The organism is Methylobacterium sp. J-118 (genome assembly GCF_057836565.1).
Map to the genome: position 1 here is coordinate 2,710,067 of NZ_JBYQFA010000001.1, position 15,796 is coordinate 2,725,862.

The following is a 15,796-nucleotide window of genomic DNA, read 5'->3' on the forward strand; positions in this document are numbered from 1 at the left end:
ATTCGACCGGGACGCATCCGGAGACCGTCATGGCTGTGCAGATTTCCCCGCCTTCCGAGGCGGGCGGCAGGATCGGGCGTCCCCGGCTCGGCCTGGGCCTCACCGCGATCCTGATGGTCTTCTATTTCGGGTTCGTCGGGCTCGGCGCGTTCGCGCCGTCCGTCCTGGCGCGGCCCCTCGTCGATGGGGGCACGGTCACCGTCGCCTTCGCGTATGGTCTCTTCGTCATCGCGTTGGGCGTCGCGCTGACAGGCATCTACGTGCTGATCGCGAACCGCGAGCGCATCCGGTGAGGGCTTGGGCAGGACGCCGCGGGCTGTTCGGCTTGGCCGCCCTCATCCCGACGCCGGCGCTCGCGCAGACGGGCGGTGCCGGGACTGGCCTCAACCTGACCGCCATCGCGCTGTTCACGACCGTCGTGATGGGCACGCTGTACATCACCTACCGGGCGGCACAGCGGACCCGATCGGCCTCGGACTTCTACACGGCCGGAGGACGCATCACGGGATTCCAGAACGGTCTCGCGATCGCCGGCGACTTCATCTCGGCCGGCGCCTTCCTCGGGCTCGCCGGGCTCGTCTACGGCAACGGGTTCGACGGCCTGATCTATGCGGTCGGCTACACGACGGGGCTGCCGATCGTCGTCTTCCTGATGGCGGAGCGGTTGCGCGCGCTCGGCCGGTTCACCTTCACCGACGTCGCCTGCACGCGCCTTCAGGAGAAGCCGGTCCGCATCTTCGCGGCCTCGGCCTCCCTCGTGGTGATCGCGTTCTACCTGATCGCCCAGATGGTCGGCGGCGGCCAGCTCATCCGCCTTCTGCTCGGCCTCGACTACGTCTACGCGCAGTTCATCGTCGGGCTCCTGATGATCTGCTACGTCCTGTTCGGCGGCATGGTCGCCACGACCTGGGTGCAGATCACGAAAGCGGTGCTGTTCCTGATCGGCGGAACGGCGGTCGCTCTGCTCGTGATGGCCCATTTCGGCTTCGATTACGGCGCGCTGCTGCGGCAGGCGGTCTCCCGTCACCCCCGCGGTGAGGCGATCCTGACGCCTCAATTCCTGTCCCGCGATCCCGTCTCGGCGATTTCCCTCGCCCTCGCGCTGATGTTCGGGACCGCCGGCCTCCCCCACATCCTGATGCGCTTCTTCACGGTGCCCGATGCGCGCGCCGCCCGGGTCTCCGTCTTCTGGGCCTCGGTCTGGATGAACTACTTCTTCGCCCTGGTGTTCGTCATCGGATTCGGAGCCCTCGCCCTGGTCGCCAAGAACCCCGCCTATGTGAACGCCGCCGGCGGCCTGATCGGCGGCGGGAACATGGCGGCGATCCATCTCTCGCACGCGGTCGGCGGCGACCTGATGCTCGGGTTCATCTCGGCCGTCGCCTTCGCGACGATCCTCGCCGTCGTGGCGGGCCTGACGCTCGCCGGGGCGACGGCGGTGTCGCACGATCTCTATGCCAGCGTGTTCCGGCGGGCCGGAGCGGGCGATGCGGCGGAGGTGCGGGTCTCGCGCTACGCGACCGTGGTTCTGGGGATCGTGGCGATCGGGCTCGGGATCGCGTTCCAGAACCAGAACGTCGCCTATATGGTGAGCTTGGCGTTCTCCATCGCCTGCTCGTCGACGCTGCCGCTTCTGATCCTCGTTCTGTACTGGCCCGGGCTCACGACGCGCGGGGCCGTGACGGGCGGGTGCGTCGGGCTCGCCAGTGCCCTCCTGTTCACCATCCTGGGCCGGGCCGTCTGGGTCGGCGTTCTCGGCTACGCGACACCGATCTTCCCGATCGATCCGCCGACGATCGTGACGATGCCGCTCGCGTTTCTCGTCTGCTACCTCGTGTCCATCACCGACAGGAGTCCGCAGGCCCGGATCGATCACCAGCGGGGGGCCTTCGTCGGCCGGGCCGCACCGACCGCACCGGCGCTCGCGGAATGAAACACCCCAGGATCCCGGCATGATGAAGCTGATCAGCGCGACGCCGAGCCCCTATGCCCGCAAGGTGCGGATCGCACTCGCCGAGAAGGGCATCCCCTTCGAACTGCAGACCGAAGTGCCCTGGCACGGCACGTCGGTGACGCCGCAGTACAATCCCCTCGAGAAGCTGCCGGTTCTCATCCTCGAGGACGGCAGCGCCGTCTACGAATCGCACTACATCATGGAATGGATCGAGGCGAAGTACCCGACGCCGCCGCTCGTTCCGGCGGATGTCGACGGCCGGCTCCTCGCCCGCAAGTTCGAGGTGCTGTGCGACGGCACCTGTGACGCGTTCGTGCTCATGTTCTTCGAGCAGATGCGCGCGCAGGAGCGGCAGAGCCCGGAATGGATCGCCCGGCAGCGCCGCAAGGTCGATGGCGGCGTGCGCGAGATCGCCCGCCTGATCGGGGACCGTGACTATGCGGTTGGCGACGGCTTCGGGCTCGGGGACATCGCGGCCGGAACGGTCGTCGGCTATCTCGATGTCCGCTGGCCGGACTATCCGTGGCGCGCGCAATACCCGGGTCTCGCCGCCTATAGCGATCGCATGGAACGCCGGCCCTCCTTCCAGGGGACGCGGCCGACGCCTCAGCAGATCACCGAGAAGGTGGTGTAGTCCGCCCTGCCTCTGCCCGGGCGGCGCTCGGCATCCTGGCGGAGGTTGGGACATCCGGTCCACGCGTCGCGGCGATCGATCCCGGCGACGGCCCCGTCACGATCCGATCCGGGGCCGCCGAAGCGCGGGCCGTCGGCGCGGTCGCGCAACACGATCCGCTCGACTTCGATCGATCCGGGGACACGCTCACCAAACGCGAGCGCGGCTCTGCGAAGGGTATCGGCGCCTCTCTGTCGCTCATGCTCTCGCCATGTGCAGATATGATGCCTGATGAGCACTGAGCCTAAAATTATTGCTCGACGCTCAAGTATTATCGGATAGCGTTCCACTTTAGAACGGCGCCGAACAGGTGTTTTGAACAGCCGGGTTCCGGTTTGTTGCCGACGGTTTGAGGTCGTCTCGTTTATGTCCCGGTCCGGGGATGGTTCAGGCGCGGGGATCCCGCACGACCTGGACCGACGAGCCTCGGGCGGTGCCGAAGTGCGGATGTGGCGGGTGTCGCATGGCCGGTATCGAAGAACCCACCCCCTCGGGCGCCTCCGCGCCGACCCGGCGGACGCCGATCCCGGGCCGCATTGGGGAAACGTCCGCGGATGCACCGCTTCGGGGCGCACGCCGTGCTGACGGCTGCCATCGCCAGGCCGCACGCCGCCTCCGCCCATTAGCCTGACGGACCCTCCGTCGCACGGACGATACGGGGCCGTGGCCCCGAAGCTTCAGCCAAGGATCAGCATCATGGAATCCATCCCGAAATTCCTCCAGGGCGTGTTCGGATACACCGGTGCCGGCCTCGACCGGTCGGCCCTCCTGGCGTCGACGCTGATCTATACGGTTCCGAGCACCAAGCGGGCCCAGTTCGTCTACCTGCGCGCCGGCAATGCGGGGCCTGAACTGGTCTGCCTGTCGCTCGTCATCGCCGGCAAGGCCGCCCGCTACCTGCCGATCGGCGCCAAGGCCGGCATGAACGTGCCGCTGACCATCGTCGAGGACCTGCAGCCGGACACGCGGGTCGAGATCCACATCTCCGCCCCCGAGGGCGCCACCGGCCAGGTCGTGGTCGATGTCGGCCTCCTGGAGATCTGAACGGTCCGACCGCAGGCAGCACCGAGCAGGAGAGCCTTCATGAGCAAGCAGAGACTCGTGGTCGTCGGAAACGGCATGGCCGGCGCCCGTGCCGTGGAGGAGGTGCTGGCTCGGGGCGGCGCCGAGATGTTCGACATCGTCATGTTCGGCGACGAGCCCTACGGCAACTACAACCGCATCCTGCTCTCCGAGATCCTCAACGGGACCCAGGACACCGACGGGATCACCATGAACCCGCTGAGCTGGTATGCCGAGAACGGCATCACGCTCCATGCCGGCCACCGCGTCGAGCGGATCGATCGCGCCGCCAAGGTCGTCGTCGCGCAGACCGGCGTGCGGGAACGCTACGACAAGCTGATGATCGCCACCGGCAGCCGCGCCTTCATCCCGCCCATGCAGGGCGTACGGATGGAGGACGGAAGCCTCAAGCCGGGGGTGTTCGGCTATCGCACCGTCGAGGACTGCGCGCGGATCGTCGACTACGCCCGGCGGAGCAAGGTCGCGGTGACCATCGGCGGCGGTCTGCTCGGTCTCGAGGCGGCGCGCAGCATGACGGTGCAGGGTTGCGAGTCGCATGTGGTCCACCTCGCGGGCCACCTCATGGAGATGCAGCTCGATGTGACCGCCGGCGGACTTCTGAAGAAGACCATCGAGGGCATGAACATCCGGGTCCATACCGGCAAGCTCACCACCGAGGTGCTGGGCGCCGACAAAGTCGAGGGCCTGCGGTTCAAGGACGGCTCGGAGCTTGCCTGCGACCTCGTCATCGTCGCCGCCGGCATCCGGCCGAACTCCGAGATCGGCCAGCTCTCGGGCCTCACGGTCGAGCGCGCGATCGTGGTCAACGATCATATGCAGTCGGTGGACGACCGCGACATCTACGTGGTCGGGGAATGCGCGCAACACCGCGGCCGGCTCTACGGCCTGGTTGCCCCCCTCTACGAGCAGGCGAAGGTGTTCGCCGAGCACGTCACCCGGACCGACATCGACGCGGCCTATCACGGCTCGAAGCTGGCCACGAAGCTGAAGGTGATGGGGGTCGAGCTGGCCTCGATGGGCATCACCGAGCCGGCGGACGACAACGACGAGGTCGTGCAGTTCACCGAGCCGAAGCGCGGTACCTACAAGAAGCTGATCGTGCGCGACGGCCGGCTGGTCGGCGGCATCCTGATGGGCGACATCTCCAAGGCGCCGTTCCTGATGCAGGCCTTCGCGCAGGACGCGCCGCTGCCGGACGAGCGCCTGTCGCTGATGTTCGATCTCGGCACGCCCTCCGCCAAGGTCACCTATGACGAGATGCCGGCGGAGACCCAGGTCTGCAACTGCAACGGCGTGACCAAGGCCGGTATCGCGGCCTGCGTCGCGGGCGGCGCCAACACCTCCAAAGCGGTGATGACCCAGACCCGCGCCGGCATGGGCTGCGGCGCCTGCAAGGGCGAGGTGACCGAGCTCGTCTCGTGGCTCCTGGGCGGCGAGGTCGAGGAGGACCCGTCGGTCCACTACTACGTGCCGACGATTCCCCTGCGGAAACCGGAACTGATGCGGGAGGTGGTCGCCCGCGGCCTCAAGTCGGTCTCCTCGGTGTTCCGCGAGCTCGGGAACGGCGAGGTTGATGCCGGCGCGAAGCCCGCGCTTGCCTCGCTGCTGATCACCGTCTGGAAGGGCGAGTACGACGACGAGCGCGACGCGCGCTTCATCAACGACCGCGTCCACGCCAACATCCAGAAGGACGGCACCTTCTCGGTGATCCCGGAGATGCCCGGCGGCGTCTGCACCCCCGACGAGTTGGTCCGCATCGGCCAAGTGGCGCAGAAGTACAACGTTCCGTTGGTGAAGCTGACCGGCGGGCAGCGCGTCGATCTGGTCGGCCTGAAGAAGGACGACTTGCCCAAGATCTGGAGCGATCTCGGCTTCAAGGCCGGCTATGCCTGGGGCAAGAGCTACCGGACCTGCAAGAGCTGCATCGGCACCGATTTCTGCCGGTTCGGACTCGGCGATTCCATGGGCTTCGCCCAGCGCATCGAGCGGCGCTACCGCGGCATCGACAGCCCGGCCAAGCTCAAGCTCGCCACCGCCGGCTGCCCGCGCAACTGCTCCGAAGCCTACGTGAAGGATGTCGGCTTCGTCGCGATCGGCGACGGCAAGTGGGAGATCTACGTCGGCGGTGCGGCCGGCGCCCATATCCGCAAGGGCGACCTGCTCACCACCGCCCGGGACGAGACCGAGGCGATGCTGATCGGCAGCCGCTTCATGCAGTTCTACCGCGAGAACGCGAAGTGGAAGGAACGGACCTACACGTTCATGGAGCGGGTCGGCCTGGAGCGGGTCCGCGCCGTGGTGGTGGAGGACAGCGAGGGGATCTGCGCCGATCTCGACGCGGCCATGGAGGCGTCGATCGCCGCCTGCGTCGATCCCTGGCTCGAAGCGGTCGCCCCGAAGACCGCCAACCAGTTCACCTCGGTGATCCCGGCGAAGGAGGAGGCATGATGGCGGCCGGCGAAGTGCTGCTCGGCGCGGTCGAGCAAATCCCCACCGGGGAGGGGCGCACCTTCCGCGTCGGCGACGTCGAGATCGCCGTGTTCCACACCGCCGAAGGGGACGTCTACGCGACGCAGGCACTCTGCCCACATCGGCAGGGACCCCTGGCCGATGGACTCCTCGGCGGGACCACGCTGATGTGCCCGCTGCACGACCGGACCTTCGACCTGACATCCGGTTGCGGCACGAGCCACGAGCATCTCGGCCTCGTCACCTATCAGGCCCGGGTCATCGACGGCCAGATCTGGTTGCGGCCGGAGCCCGTCCAAGCCCAGGCGGCGGCGGAGTGAGTTCGGCGGCGTACCCTTGCCGAACGCTCGGGGCGTCTCCGCCGGGATCTCGCAGACGGCGAGCCGCATCGCGCACTCGGTGTGCCGTCCCGGTCTGTGAGGGTGCATCCTGCTCCTGATGCGTCAGGAGCAGGATGGCCCGCGGCAAGCGGTCTTCACGGCGGGGCCCGCACGACGCCGAGCCATGGCCAGGCTGAGTGCAGGAGCCGGACGATCGAGGACGCGACCGTAAGGGTCTTCCACTCCGACGCGTTGGAAAGCCTCAGGGCGCACGTCTTGGCTTTCGTCATGACCCGCGACTTCGCTACGTACCTCCGGGCATCACGCCGGAAAACACCGTTCCCGACCATCTGTCAGGCCTGGATCACCGGCTCGGACCGGTTCAGAATCGGCCAGCACCGCGTCATCCCGGAACCATGAACCGAGCGCACGCAGACGTCGTTGTCTTGCAGTGACCCCTTCACGTTCGGATCGCCCCGCTCGGCCTCCCCATGCACACCGAAGCGCAGGTCACGATGGAGCCGTCGATCTAAAAGCTTCCATAGTGATGATTGCAACAATGCGTCGGAATTCCGTTGTGTGATTGTATTGTCAAAACGTCAAATCACGATATGTGTCTTTCAAATCTGACGACATTGACTCGACGGCACCCATAGCACCGTGGATGTTTAGCCGGTGGATCTACACAATCAACGGCCGTGGTGCCATAGGCTTGGTTCCGGCTCGATCCGCCTCCATGGTCAGATCGAGGGGCCTTAGTTTCCTGATCCCTGAGTCGGAGAACCTCCATGTCAGACCCTGGTGCTAACCGGCGCGATCTGCTCCTCGCGCCCCTGCTTGCGGCGGCTGCCACCGCCTTCGGGACGCGTTCCGCTCCTGCCGCCGGTGTCGATCCGGCCCAGACCATTGTTAAGCTACCGGACCAAATTCCCTGGCAGCCGCTTTATAACTTCCCGCCGGGAATGGCGGAGCAGGCGCCGATGTTCGGGAAGATCGGGGATCCTGGACAGTATTTCGTTCTCATACGGTGGCACCCCGGGTACATGAGTGCGCCGCATTGGTATGAAACCGATCGACTCTGTGTCGTTCTGTCCGGAACCTGGTATGTCGCGAGCGGAGCGGATTTCGTTCCAGAAGCGACAGTGCCGGTTCCGGCAGGCTCTTACGTCCACCGCGTCGCGAAGTCGCCGCACTACGACGGCGTAAAGGCTGGCATCAAGGAACCCGCGATCATTGCGATCAGTGGTCTGGGTCCGATCCGTTATCATCTCACGGATGAAACCAAGCCTGGTTGGCGCGAAGTCTAGGCGCCCGGTAAAGAGTTAATACGCCCCCAGGGAAGAGAGTTGGAAGGGCGCTGCGTTCGGTAACGACCGGCGTGGCGCCCTGCTAAATTCCAATCTATGGCAGTTTTGCGAGCGCTCTTTTCCAGTTCCTTGAAACAAAACGCGGTCAAAATTTTCCATAAAGACAGCTCTGCCGTGTCATGACCGGATCTGCACGCGATCATGCAGCAACGGCGATGTCGTTCTCGGATCGGGCCGCGGTCAGGCAGTCGCGGCACGCATCGGGCGTGAAGCGGGGGAAGGCTCGGCGGTTGGCGGCGTGGCAGTCCGCCGTGGTCTGCAGCAGGTGCTTCAACGTGGTGAAGGTCCGGGACCTGTCGCGGGTGCAGGGCGCAAGCGCTGCCCGATCCTCGGGGCTCTGCCCCGAGACCCCGCCAAAGGGATGATCCCTTTGGAATTCACAGGATCATGCGCGAAAACAGGCGCGATCACAGTCAATGTTGTCCTGCTCAGCCGCGTAGAGAGCCCTTCTCTGTGGGTGATGCCGCGTCGGGTAAAGAACCGCGACAGTCCGCCCGTGCTGGCGGTCACGCCGTGCCCGGCCAGGGCATCGCATGCTGCTCATCAGCACGCGGCCGGTTGGGGATCAGCCGCAAGACAATACGCTGGTGACGATGCGCAAGGCCACCGATGCGGCGATGGCTGCCGCCCAGGCCGCGGCCAGCGTGTTGGCGATGTCAGACGCTGCCGTGGCCCCCCTCGCTGAGCAGACGACGAAGATCGTGAATCTATGGAGGGAGACACGCGCCACTGGCGACGATCAGATCCTCCAGGTGCCGCCGGCGGGGCGCGGCGACGCCATCAAGCGCGCGATCGATCAGAGTGCCGAGATCAACCGGATCGTGATAGCGGCGATGCTCGACCAGACCCGGCAACTCGCCGCCATCGACGGCAACGCTTTCCGGTACGCAGACTTCGCGAGCCTCGTCCTGGACCTGCGGGATGCCGGAGGTCGCGAGGCCGGCCTGCTGCTGAATTTCATCGCGAGCGGCAAACCGGCGTCCGACGCCGAGCGTCGGACGATCCTCAAGCTCCGCGGCCAGATCACGGAGGTATGGAACAGGCTTGCTCCACTCCTTGAGCAGTCATCGACGCCGCAAAGGCTTAAGGATTCAGTCCTGGCCGTTAAGGCAACCTACATCGATGAGTTCGGGGCCCTCAACCAAACGGTGTTCGAGAGTTCCATCACCGGGCAATATCCCCTGGCCGGAGGGGCCTACCGCGAGAAAACCGTCCCGACATGGATCAAGGTCATCGCCCTGCGTGACGCTGCCTTTGCTGAGGCCGACAACGCGATCCAGGCGAAACTGTCCGACGCGACGCAGCGCCTTTACTTCGCGATTGCGATCATCGTCGGCTCGCTGGCAATCAGTATCGGGATTTCGGTTCTGGTCTACCGCCACGTCTTGCGGCCTATCAGGCAGATGACCGACAGTATGTCGCGCATCGCGGGTGGCAATGTCGACGAAGCCATTCCCGGCGTCGGCCGAGCCGACGAGATCGGCGGTATGGCGGCGGCCGTCGAAGTCTTTAAAACGGGGCTCAAGCGCAACCGTGAGCTGGAAATCGAGAACGCACGCACCCGCGCCGGGGCGGAACGGCGACGCAAGGATGCGCTCGAGGCGTTGAGCCGAGAGTTCGAGGCGAGTGTCGGACGCATCGTCGAGACCGTCGCCGCGTCGGCCCGCGCGCTCGAAGCCGGGGCCGGCGACATGAATGCGATCGTCACCCACTCGACAACGCGCTCGACTGCGGTTGCAGCCGCAGCCGAGCAGGCGTCCGCCAATGTCACCGTCGTCGCTGGCGCGGCGGAGGAACTGGGTTCGTCCGTAGAAGAGATCGGCCGGCAAGTGCGGGATGCGCAAGCCCTGTCGCGCGCGGCTGTCGACGAAGCGAACGCAACCGCTGCGATCGTGCAGGATCTGCTGCAGAGCGCCAGCCGGATCAGCGCGGTGGTCGGGCTGATTTCCAGCATCGCCGGACAGACCAATCTTCTCGCGCTCAACGCAACCATCGAGGCGGCGCGAGCGGGTGAATCGGGCCGCGGCTTCGCCGTCGTGGCCGCGGAAGTCAAAGAATTGGCGACCCAAACCGCCGACGCGACCGCCGATATCTCGGCGCAGATCGATGCGATCCAGGCATCGACCACGAAGGCCGTCGGTGCGATCCAGTCGATCGCCAATACAATCGGATGCATGAATGACATGACGTTGGACATCATCCGTGACGCGGGGGTGGCCGCCGTCGTCGACCCCGGTCGCCGGCCCTGTCGGATCGTCGAGGCCTTCGACGCTTGCTCGACCGAAGGCCGATCCCGGGGCGTGCGCGAGGTCGAGAGCTTGGCCGCCGGCTCCGAGCGGGAGGACGTCATCGACCGTGTGGGCCTGAACACAATCCGAAGGAGCAGGCAGGCTAGGTGTTCTCCGCATTGTGCGAGATGGGACAATATCCGATCTATGAATGCCACCGCAGGGGAGCGTCATGCTGCAGTATGGTTACGTATTGCCCGCTCCCGGCCCTCACGACACTTGGCCGCCCGCGTTGGCGCGGGGCACCGGCGATCTCACCCTCGCTCGCATCGCGTCTCTCGGGCGGGTCGACCATTTCTCCCCTGGCGCGACCCTCTACGCCGAAGGCGATGTCGGAGATTTCGTCTATTGCGTGGTGGCCGGCATGGTCCGCACGATCAACGTCAGCCGTGATGGCAATCGGGTCGTGCGCGGGTTCCATCTCTCCGGGGAGTTCTTCGGGATGGAGCGCGCCCGACGGCACGCCTCGTCCGCCGAGGTGGTCAGCGACACGCGGGCCGTACGCTGTTCCCGCTCCCGGCTGGACGCGCTTGCGGCATCGGACGCGCAGATCGCGAACGCGCTCTGGTCGTGGCCCCTGCGCATGGCCGAGCGGGCGGAGGATCTGTCTGTGATCGGTCGCGCCGGCGCCTCTGAGAAGCGTGCGTATTTTCTGATCGACTTCGTGGGCAGAGTTTCGACCATGCGATCGATCGAGCTGCCGATGTCGCGCACCGACATCGGGGATTATCTCGGCCTCTCGAGCGAGACCGTGAGCCGGACGTTCACCACGCTCCGCCGTAACGGGCTGATCACCACGCGCGGGCGCTCCGTGACCCTCCTGAATCCGGGCGCCCTCCAGCGCATGGGCGGCGGCCTGAGCCCGGACGTAGCTGCTGTCGAGAGCGGCCGCATCGCTAGTTCACCCGGCCTTGGCCAGCGCGGTCAGCATCGCCTTCCAGAAGCCGCGCCGCGACCAACGATTGAAGCGGTTGTAGACCGTGGTGCGCGGGCCATACGCGGCCGGGCCGTCGCGCCAGCGGCAGCCCGACGTGAGAACGTGCAGGATCCCCGAGATGATCTGCCGGTCGTCGTTCCGCTCGGGTCCGGGCTGGTCCCTGGGCATGAACGGCTCGATCACCGCCCACGGCTCATCCGAGAGCCAGAACAGGTTCGCCATCGTCACCTCCAGGCCGCAAACGGCCGCCTGGACTCACAAACCGACAAACCATGCAATGGCTTGGTTCGGTTCACACCCGAGGGCCTGAACGCACGCAGCTTGACCGTCTGAGCGGGTGCGTCCGAACCATAGCCGCCGGTCCCAAGCGTCAGGTCCGGACCACGCGCCGGGTCGCCTGTGCGCCGGCGCGCCCATCAGGGTCGCCTATGGGGCGCTCACCAGCGCCGCATCCCGGTACGCGCGCGGGGTCATGCCGAAGCGGTCCTTGAAGCGCTTGGAGAAGTGGGCCTGGCTGGCGAAGCCGGTCCCGTAGGCCAGGGTGCCGATCGGCAGATGGGCGTAGCCCGGGTCGCACAGGCGCTTGGCCGCCGTCTCCAGCCGGCGGCGCCAGATCCAGTCGGAGATGTGCTGGCCGCGCGCGTGGAACAGCTCCTGGAGCCGCCGCAGCGATACGCCGACCGCTGCGGCGAGCTGGGGCGGGTCGAGGGTCGGATCGTTCAAGTGAGCTTCGACATAGGCCTTGGCGCGCTGGACCACGACGGTGCCGTGGAGCGACCGGGGCACCTCCTGTGCCAGTCGCGCGGCGATGCTGGCCACGATCAGGTCGGCGCCGATCGACGCCATGCGCTCGGCCGCGTCGGGCGTAAGTTGACGATGCACCCGGATCAGCTCGTGGAAAAAGTTCGATGTCAGGGCTGTCGAGGCGAGATCCGCCCCCATCGTCAGCGACGTGTAGAGCCGCGAGGGCCCGAGTATGTGCTCCAGGCGCTGGCGCGGCAGATCCAGGATCACGGATTGGCTGCCCGCACTCGTCGTAATCACGGCCGGACGATGATCGAGCACGACGATGTCGCCCGGCCGTTGCACGGCTTCCCGTCCGTCTTGGAGGCTCGTCGATGCACCGGCGACATTGAAGCACACGGCTATTATTTCAGCCCCGTCGTGATGCCGCGTGGTTCTGGGTGTGGTCTCGGTCCGCAAGGCGCCCTGTGTGAGGCGCGACATCCGGAGAGGACCGACACCGGCGACCTCCATTTTGGCAGCGAACGGCCCGTCGTCGAGGCGCTGGATCTCAATGGGGATGAGATGCTCGATCACGGTCTCTCGCCAAACCCGGAGCCTATCGCGAGGATGAAGGTACTCGGTGGAAAATAAAGTTTTCATACATGAGTCTTCTACATTTCACGATTACGTGAAATCAGTAAATCGCCATAAGATCGCCATCGTTTTGAATGATCGTAGTTTTTTGAATGTCAAGCTGCAACAGGCTCGGCAAGCAACCTCAGATAATACTCCTGAAACACATTTAGCCCAGCGCCAGATGCTATATTAATCTCTAAAGTTGATTTTCTGGCCCTCGATTGCCGCCCGCAGCGCGTCGATCACTAAAAGTTGAAGAGCTGGCCTGGCGCACGAGCGGTCGTCCACCGCCCGGACAGCTCGATCGCCGCCCTCTGCGCATCCGAGAGCCAGAACAGGTCCGCCACCGCCGCCTCGACGCGCGGGCGGTCGTCGGGGTGAATGGCGGACAGCCAGACCTGTTCGTCGACGGGCGCGTCGGGGGGAGCCCCACAGCGCCTTCAGGCGCGCGTCCCAATCGAGCGCGCCCGTGCGGGGATCCCAGGAATAGGTCGAGAGGTCCACGAGGTCGATGGCGGCCTGAAGCCGGGTCTCGCTCGCGCGCAGCCGGGCTTCGGCGCGGGTGCGCGCCGAAATGTCCGTACTGATCGTCGCGGCGCCGATGAGCCCTCCATCCTCATCGTAGAGCGTGAAGGCGCGCCCCCGGACCGCCGTCCCGGCGCCGCCCCCGAAATCCCGGAAGCGCAATTCGCCCTCCCAGCGGCCATCCCGCAACAGCGTCGGAAGCGCGACGTCGCGGATGACGGCTTGGTCGGCGGGGTGGAAGAAGTCCGGGATCGGAATGGCCGAGATGTCGTCGTCGGGTTGAAGCCCGACCATCCTGCGCCCGGCCGCGTTCAGGAAGACGGGTGTGAGCTTCGTGTCGGCGATGCCGACGAACACCTGTGCCTGCCGAATGAACGCCGCGAACAGGGTCTCCGGCGCCGGCGCGATCGCCGGGTTGCAGCGGTGCCGTGCGCCATCCGCGGCCGTCTCGCGCGCGGCGGGCCCGCTGTCGCCCGGTGGAGATCTATCCTGACGCACCCTCGTCTCGACCTTCTTCGCCGGCGGCGCAGCAGCTTTCTCGGGAACCGCAGCGGTATCCGGAGAACTTGCCCGGCGGTCATCCGTCGTCGAGCAATGTGATACATCTTCGGTCTGCCGAAATCGACCCATCAATTTAAATATTGTGCTTGAGAAAATCGCAGCCAAATCTCTTTGTATTTAAAGTAAACACATGGATTTTGTGGGTGGAACCGAAATTTGACACTCAAATTAAGTTCAACGGCGCCACAGGGTATATGCTCGGCATCCTCGATTCTGTTGGGTGAGCGTATGCGCGGTATCGAGATGACGCCGCGATCGAAGGCTGTCGTTCGGACCGATGATCGCTCACGCGCCAAGCCACCCCGGAGCCCTGCGCCCGGGCGCGCCTCGACGCCGGTCAGTGCACGTTCAACGAGAAGGGCGATCAGATCGCCAGCGTCTTGGGGGGACGTCCCCGGCAGGCAGGGCCGCGACCGACGCGACGGCGGGCCGTCATGCGCCCGATCGCATTTGCCGCCGCCGAGGACGCATCATCTGTTCCCCAAAGCCGTGGGCGCCGTTCGGGCTGATGCGCCAAGCTGCGAGGTCCGCCGCAGCCGGCCGGGGGATCGTCCGCGGGACGAGACGCCGCGCGTCCCCGTTCGCCTTGCGGCCATCCCCGCGGGATGAAACACCAAGCGTTGCCTGCAGGCCGCGAACAGTCCCGCAGACGAAACGAAGCCCGTGGCCGACGTTCAGTGACTCGGCCCGGCGCGGCGACGATACGCGCTGGGCAAGACGCCGTATCCGGCTTTGAACCGGCGGCCGAAATGGGTCATGTCCGAAAACCCCCAGCCATAGGCGATCTCGCTCACCGTCCGGCCTCTCTGAAGGGGGTCTTCCAGCGCCTGCCGACAGCGAGCGAGGCGCCGCGCCTGGATGAGCTGCACGATCGACGTGCTCTCGTCGCCCAGGACCTCATTGGCGTATCGTACACTGACCCCGGCTGCGCTCGCGACCGTGCCGGCGTCGAGCGTTCGGTCAGCCAAGCGCGCTTCGATCACGGCCCGCAGCCGCACGCGGACGAGTGAGCGGGACGACGATGTGCGCGCCCTGTCCTGCCCCATCGTCCGACCGACGGAGAGGGTGATCAGATCAAGCAGGTGCGGCTCCAAGAGTGCCTCGGCGGTCGAGCCCGCGTCCGGTGTGTGGAACGGCAGCATCGCAAGGCTGGCCGAGAGCAGACCGTTCTCGGCCGTGCAGGGCCTGATCGCCCGCGCGGTCATCTCCCGGATCTGCCCGAGGCGGGCTTCCACGAGCTGCCGTGGGACCTTCAACACGAGCACGTCCGACGCTTCGGAAAACCGTCCCTGATAGGGCAAGCTCGGGTCGATCAGCGTGATATCCCCCGGCTCCAGCACGACTTGGCGGCCGTCCTGCTCGAGAGCGACCCGCCCACCGAATTGCCGGCAGACGAGCACCTCATCGGTGTTCGCGTGCGCGATGTGATCGCGCGCGTGGGTGACCGACATGTCCGAGTTCTGGAACGAGACAAGGCCGATGGCCCCGACCGCGCCTGAGCGCAGCTCAGCCCGAAAGGTGGCCCGGCATTTCGGCGTGGCGGCGTGATCGACGACATCCTTTCGCGCAACGTCGTGCCAGAAATCGAACCGATCACGCGGGTGGACGTGCTCTGTCGAGAAAACGGTCTTCACCTGGCCCTCAGCCGTTCAAATAGCCGACGATGAGTGCTGACTCGGCCGATCCGACATCGCACCGTCAGGTTCATATGGCCCCCCAGTAGGCTGAAAGCATCCGGCTCCGCCAGATCAAGATTAAAAAAATTTCCACGTGACGATACTTCTTCACGGCACGCGAAGGTCTCGTCATCCGGCCGCGAGGAGGGGCAGAGCGCGCGCATTTCAGCCGCTCCGGAACGGAGTTGCACTGTGCGGGCGGCGCAATGGGTTGCGCAGACGGCATCGCGCCCGAGTGCGATCACGATCTGCGTGGCTGTGAGAGGCGGAAGCGGGGATTGCGTCTGCACGATGACGTTCTCAGTAAGAACGAGGACGCTCATCGTTGGGCATCGATCCTTCGAATAGGACGCAGTATTTGGCGAGGGAACAGGTCAACCCTGTTCAAGCCATGGCCCTGAGCAGCGAATGCGGGAGATCTGTGTTTCAGCTTCCCGAGAGCCGGAGCAAGTCGGGGAGCGGCGGTCATCGCCGCGGCAGCCTCCGGGGCCGCGCTCTGCACTGCCCAAAGCAGAATACAGAGTTTCTAATGAACTTCGTTCGGACTGTCACTTCTCAGATGATCAAGGGTACGGAGCGTA

At 65.8% G+C, this 15,796-nt stretch carries 13 protein-coding genes and 2 pseudogenes; 9 read left to right on the plus strand and 6 right to left on the minus strand.

Features of this window, described 5'->3' with window-relative positions; translation table 11 throughout:
- Positions 1-29 precede the first annotated feature (29 nt).
- The 7 genes from AC3IF3_RS13045 (at position 30) to AC3IF3_RS13075 (ending at position 7,806) form a co-directional block, all read left to right on the plus strand.
- Positions 30-293 (plus strand): DUF485 domain-containing protein, encoded by a 264-nt coding sequence (locus AC3IF3_RS13045; protein ID WP_489216289.1) that lies wholly within the window; start codon positions 30-32, stop codon positions 291-293.
- Positions 290-1,933, plus strand: coding sequence for a cation/acetate symporter ActP (gene actP, locus AC3IF3_RS13050; protein ID WP_489229103.1), 1,644 nt, complete (start codon positions 290-292; stop codon positions 1,931-1,933). Before AC3IF3_RS13045 ends, actP begins: the two co-directional genes overlap by 4 nt.
- 19 nt (positions 1,934-1,952) lie before the next feature.
- The gene (locus AC3IF3_RS13055) at positions 1,953-2,588 is read left to right on the plus strand and encodes a glutathione S-transferase family protein (RefSeq protein WP_489229105.1); all 636 of its coding nucleotides are present in this window, start codon (positions 1,953-1,955) and stop codon (positions 2,586-2,588) included.
- A 735-nt stretch (positions 2,589-3,323) separates the two neighbouring features.
- Complete coding sequence (locus AC3IF3_RS13060) at positions 3,324-3,671, plus strand: molybdopterin oxidoreductase (RefSeq protein WP_243971768.1); 348 nt, start codon at positions 3,324-3,326, stop codon at positions 3,669-3,671.
- Positions 3,672-3,710: 39 nt separating this feature from the next.
- Positions 3,711-6,158 carry a nitrite reductase large subunit NirB gene (nirB, locus tag AC3IF3_RS13065; RefSeq protein WP_489216295.1) on the plus strand — a complete coding sequence of 816 codons (2,448 nt, stop codon included), beginning with the start codon at positions 3,711-3,713 and terminating at the stop codon, positions 6,156-6,158.
- Positions 6,155-6,499: a Rieske (2Fe-2S) protein gene (locus tag AC3IF3_RS13070; RefSeq protein ID WP_243971764.1), complete on the plus strand. Its 345-nt coding sequence runs from the start codon at positions 6,155-6,157 to the stop codon at positions 6,497-6,499. The genes nirB and AC3IF3_RS13070 overlap by 4 nt, the downstream gene beginning before the upstream one ends.
- Positions 6,500-7,287: 788 nt before the next feature.
- Positions 7,288-7,806 (plus strand): cupin domain-containing protein, encoded by a 519-nt coding sequence (locus AC3IF3_RS13075; protein WP_489216298.1) that lies wholly within the window; start codon positions 7,288-7,290, stop codon positions 7,804-7,806.
- A 199-nt stretch (positions 7,807-8,005) separates the two neighbouring features.
- On the opposite strand, the gene AC3IF3_RS13080 is transcribed toward AC3IF3_RS13075, so the two are convergent.
- A complete protein-coding gene (locus tag AC3IF3_RS13080; RefSeq protein ID WP_489216300.1) occupies positions 8,006-8,140 on the minus strand; it encodes a hypothetical protein in 135 nt (44 codons plus the stop codon).
- Between the two features lie 259 nt (positions 8,141-8,399).
- Between AC3IF3_RS13080 and AC3IF3_RS13085 the strand changes: the two genes are divergently transcribed.
- Both AC3IF3_RS13085 and AC3IF3_RS13090 read left to right on the plus strand, forming a co-directional pair.
- The gene (locus AC3IF3_RS13085) at positions 8,400-10,547 is read left to right on the plus strand and encodes a methyl-accepting chemotaxis protein (RefSeq protein ID WP_489229107.1); all 2,148 of its coding nucleotides are present in this window, start codon (positions 8,400-8,402) and stop codon (positions 10,545-10,547) included.
- A pseudogene (locus AC3IF3_RS13090) lies at positions 10,507-10,941 on the plus strand (helix-turn-helix domain-containing protein); the annotation flags it as partial. The gene AC3IF3_RS13085 and the pseudogene AC3IF3_RS13090, both read left to right, overlap by 41 nt.
- On the opposite strand, the pseudogene AC3IF3_RS13095 reads toward AC3IF3_RS13090, so the two are convergent.
- The 5 genes and pseudogenes from AC3IF3_RS13095 to AC3IF3_RS13115 all read right to left on the minus strand — a co-directional run.
- Positions 10,942-11,313: pseudogene (locus AC3IF3_RS13095) on the minus strand (IS5 family transposase); the annotation flags it as partial.
- A gap of 204 nt (positions 11,314-11,517) precedes the next feature.
- A complete protein-coding gene (locus AC3IF3_RS13100; protein WP_489229109.1) occupies positions 11,518-12,477 on the minus strand; it encodes a helix-turn-helix domain-containing protein in 960 nt (319 codons plus the stop codon).
- 165 nt (positions 12,478-12,642) lie between these two features.
- Entirely contained in the window at positions 12,643-13,476 is an 834-nt protein-coding gene (locus tag AC3IF3_RS13105; RefSeq protein ID WP_489229110.1) for a PAS domain-containing protein, read from the minus strand.
- Positions 13,477-14,213: 737 nt separating this feature from the next.
- The gene (locus tag AC3IF3_RS13110) at positions 14,214-15,173 is read right to left on the minus strand and encodes an AraC-like ligand-binding domain-containing protein (RefSeq protein WP_489229112.1); all 960 of its coding nucleotides are present in this window, start codon (positions 15,171-15,173) and stop codon (positions 14,214-14,216) included.
- Complete coding sequence (locus tag AC3IF3_RS13115; RefSeq protein ID WP_489229113.1) at positions 15,170-15,538, minus strand: hypothetical protein; 369 nt, start codon at positions 15,536-15,538, stop codon at positions 15,170-15,172. Before AC3IF3_RS13115 ends, AC3IF3_RS13110 begins: the two co-directional genes overlap by 4 nt.
- Between the last annotated feature and the right edge of the window lie 258 nt (positions 15,539-15,796).

Excerpts from the sequence above, each read along its gene's own strand:
- AC3IF3_RS13045 (WP_489216289.1), top strand. The coding sequence starts at position 30 with ATGGCTGTGCAGATTTCCCCGCCTTCCGAGGCGGGCGGCAGGATCGGG.
- AC3IF3_RS13055 (WP_489229105.1), top strand. The coding sequence starts at position 1,953 with ATGATGAAGCTGATCAGCGCGACGCCGAGCCCCTATGCCCGCAAGGTG.
- AC3IF3_RS13060 (WP_243971768.1), top strand. The coding sequence starts at position 3,324 with ATGGAATCCATCCCGAAATTCCTCCAGGGCGTGTTCGGATACACCGGT.
- nirB (WP_489216295.1), top strand. The coding sequence starts at position 3,711 with ATGAGCAAGCAGAGACTCGTGGTCGTCGGAAACGGCATGGCCGGCGCC.
- AC3IF3_RS13070 (WP_243971764.1), top strand. The coding sequence starts at position 6,155 with ATGATGGCGGCCGGCGAAGTGCTGCTCGGCGCGGTCGAGCAAATCCCC.
- AC3IF3_RS13075 (WP_489216298.1), top strand. The coding sequence starts at position 7,288 with ATGTCAGACCCTGGTGCTAACCGGCGCGATCTGCTCCTCGCGCCCCTG.
- AC3IF3_RS13085 (WP_489229107.1), top strand. The coding sequence starts at position 8,400 with ATGCTGCTCATCAGCACGCGGCCGGTTGGGGATCAGCCGCAAGACAAT.
- AC3IF3_RS13100 (WP_489229109.1), bottom strand. The coding sequence starts at position 12,477 with ATGAAAACTTTATTTTCCACCGAGTACCTTCATCCTCGCGATAGGCTC.
- AC3IF3_RS13115 (WP_489229113.1), bottom strand. The coding sequence starts at position 15,538 with ATGAGCGTCCTCGTTCTTACTGAGAACGTCATCGTGCAGACGCAATCC.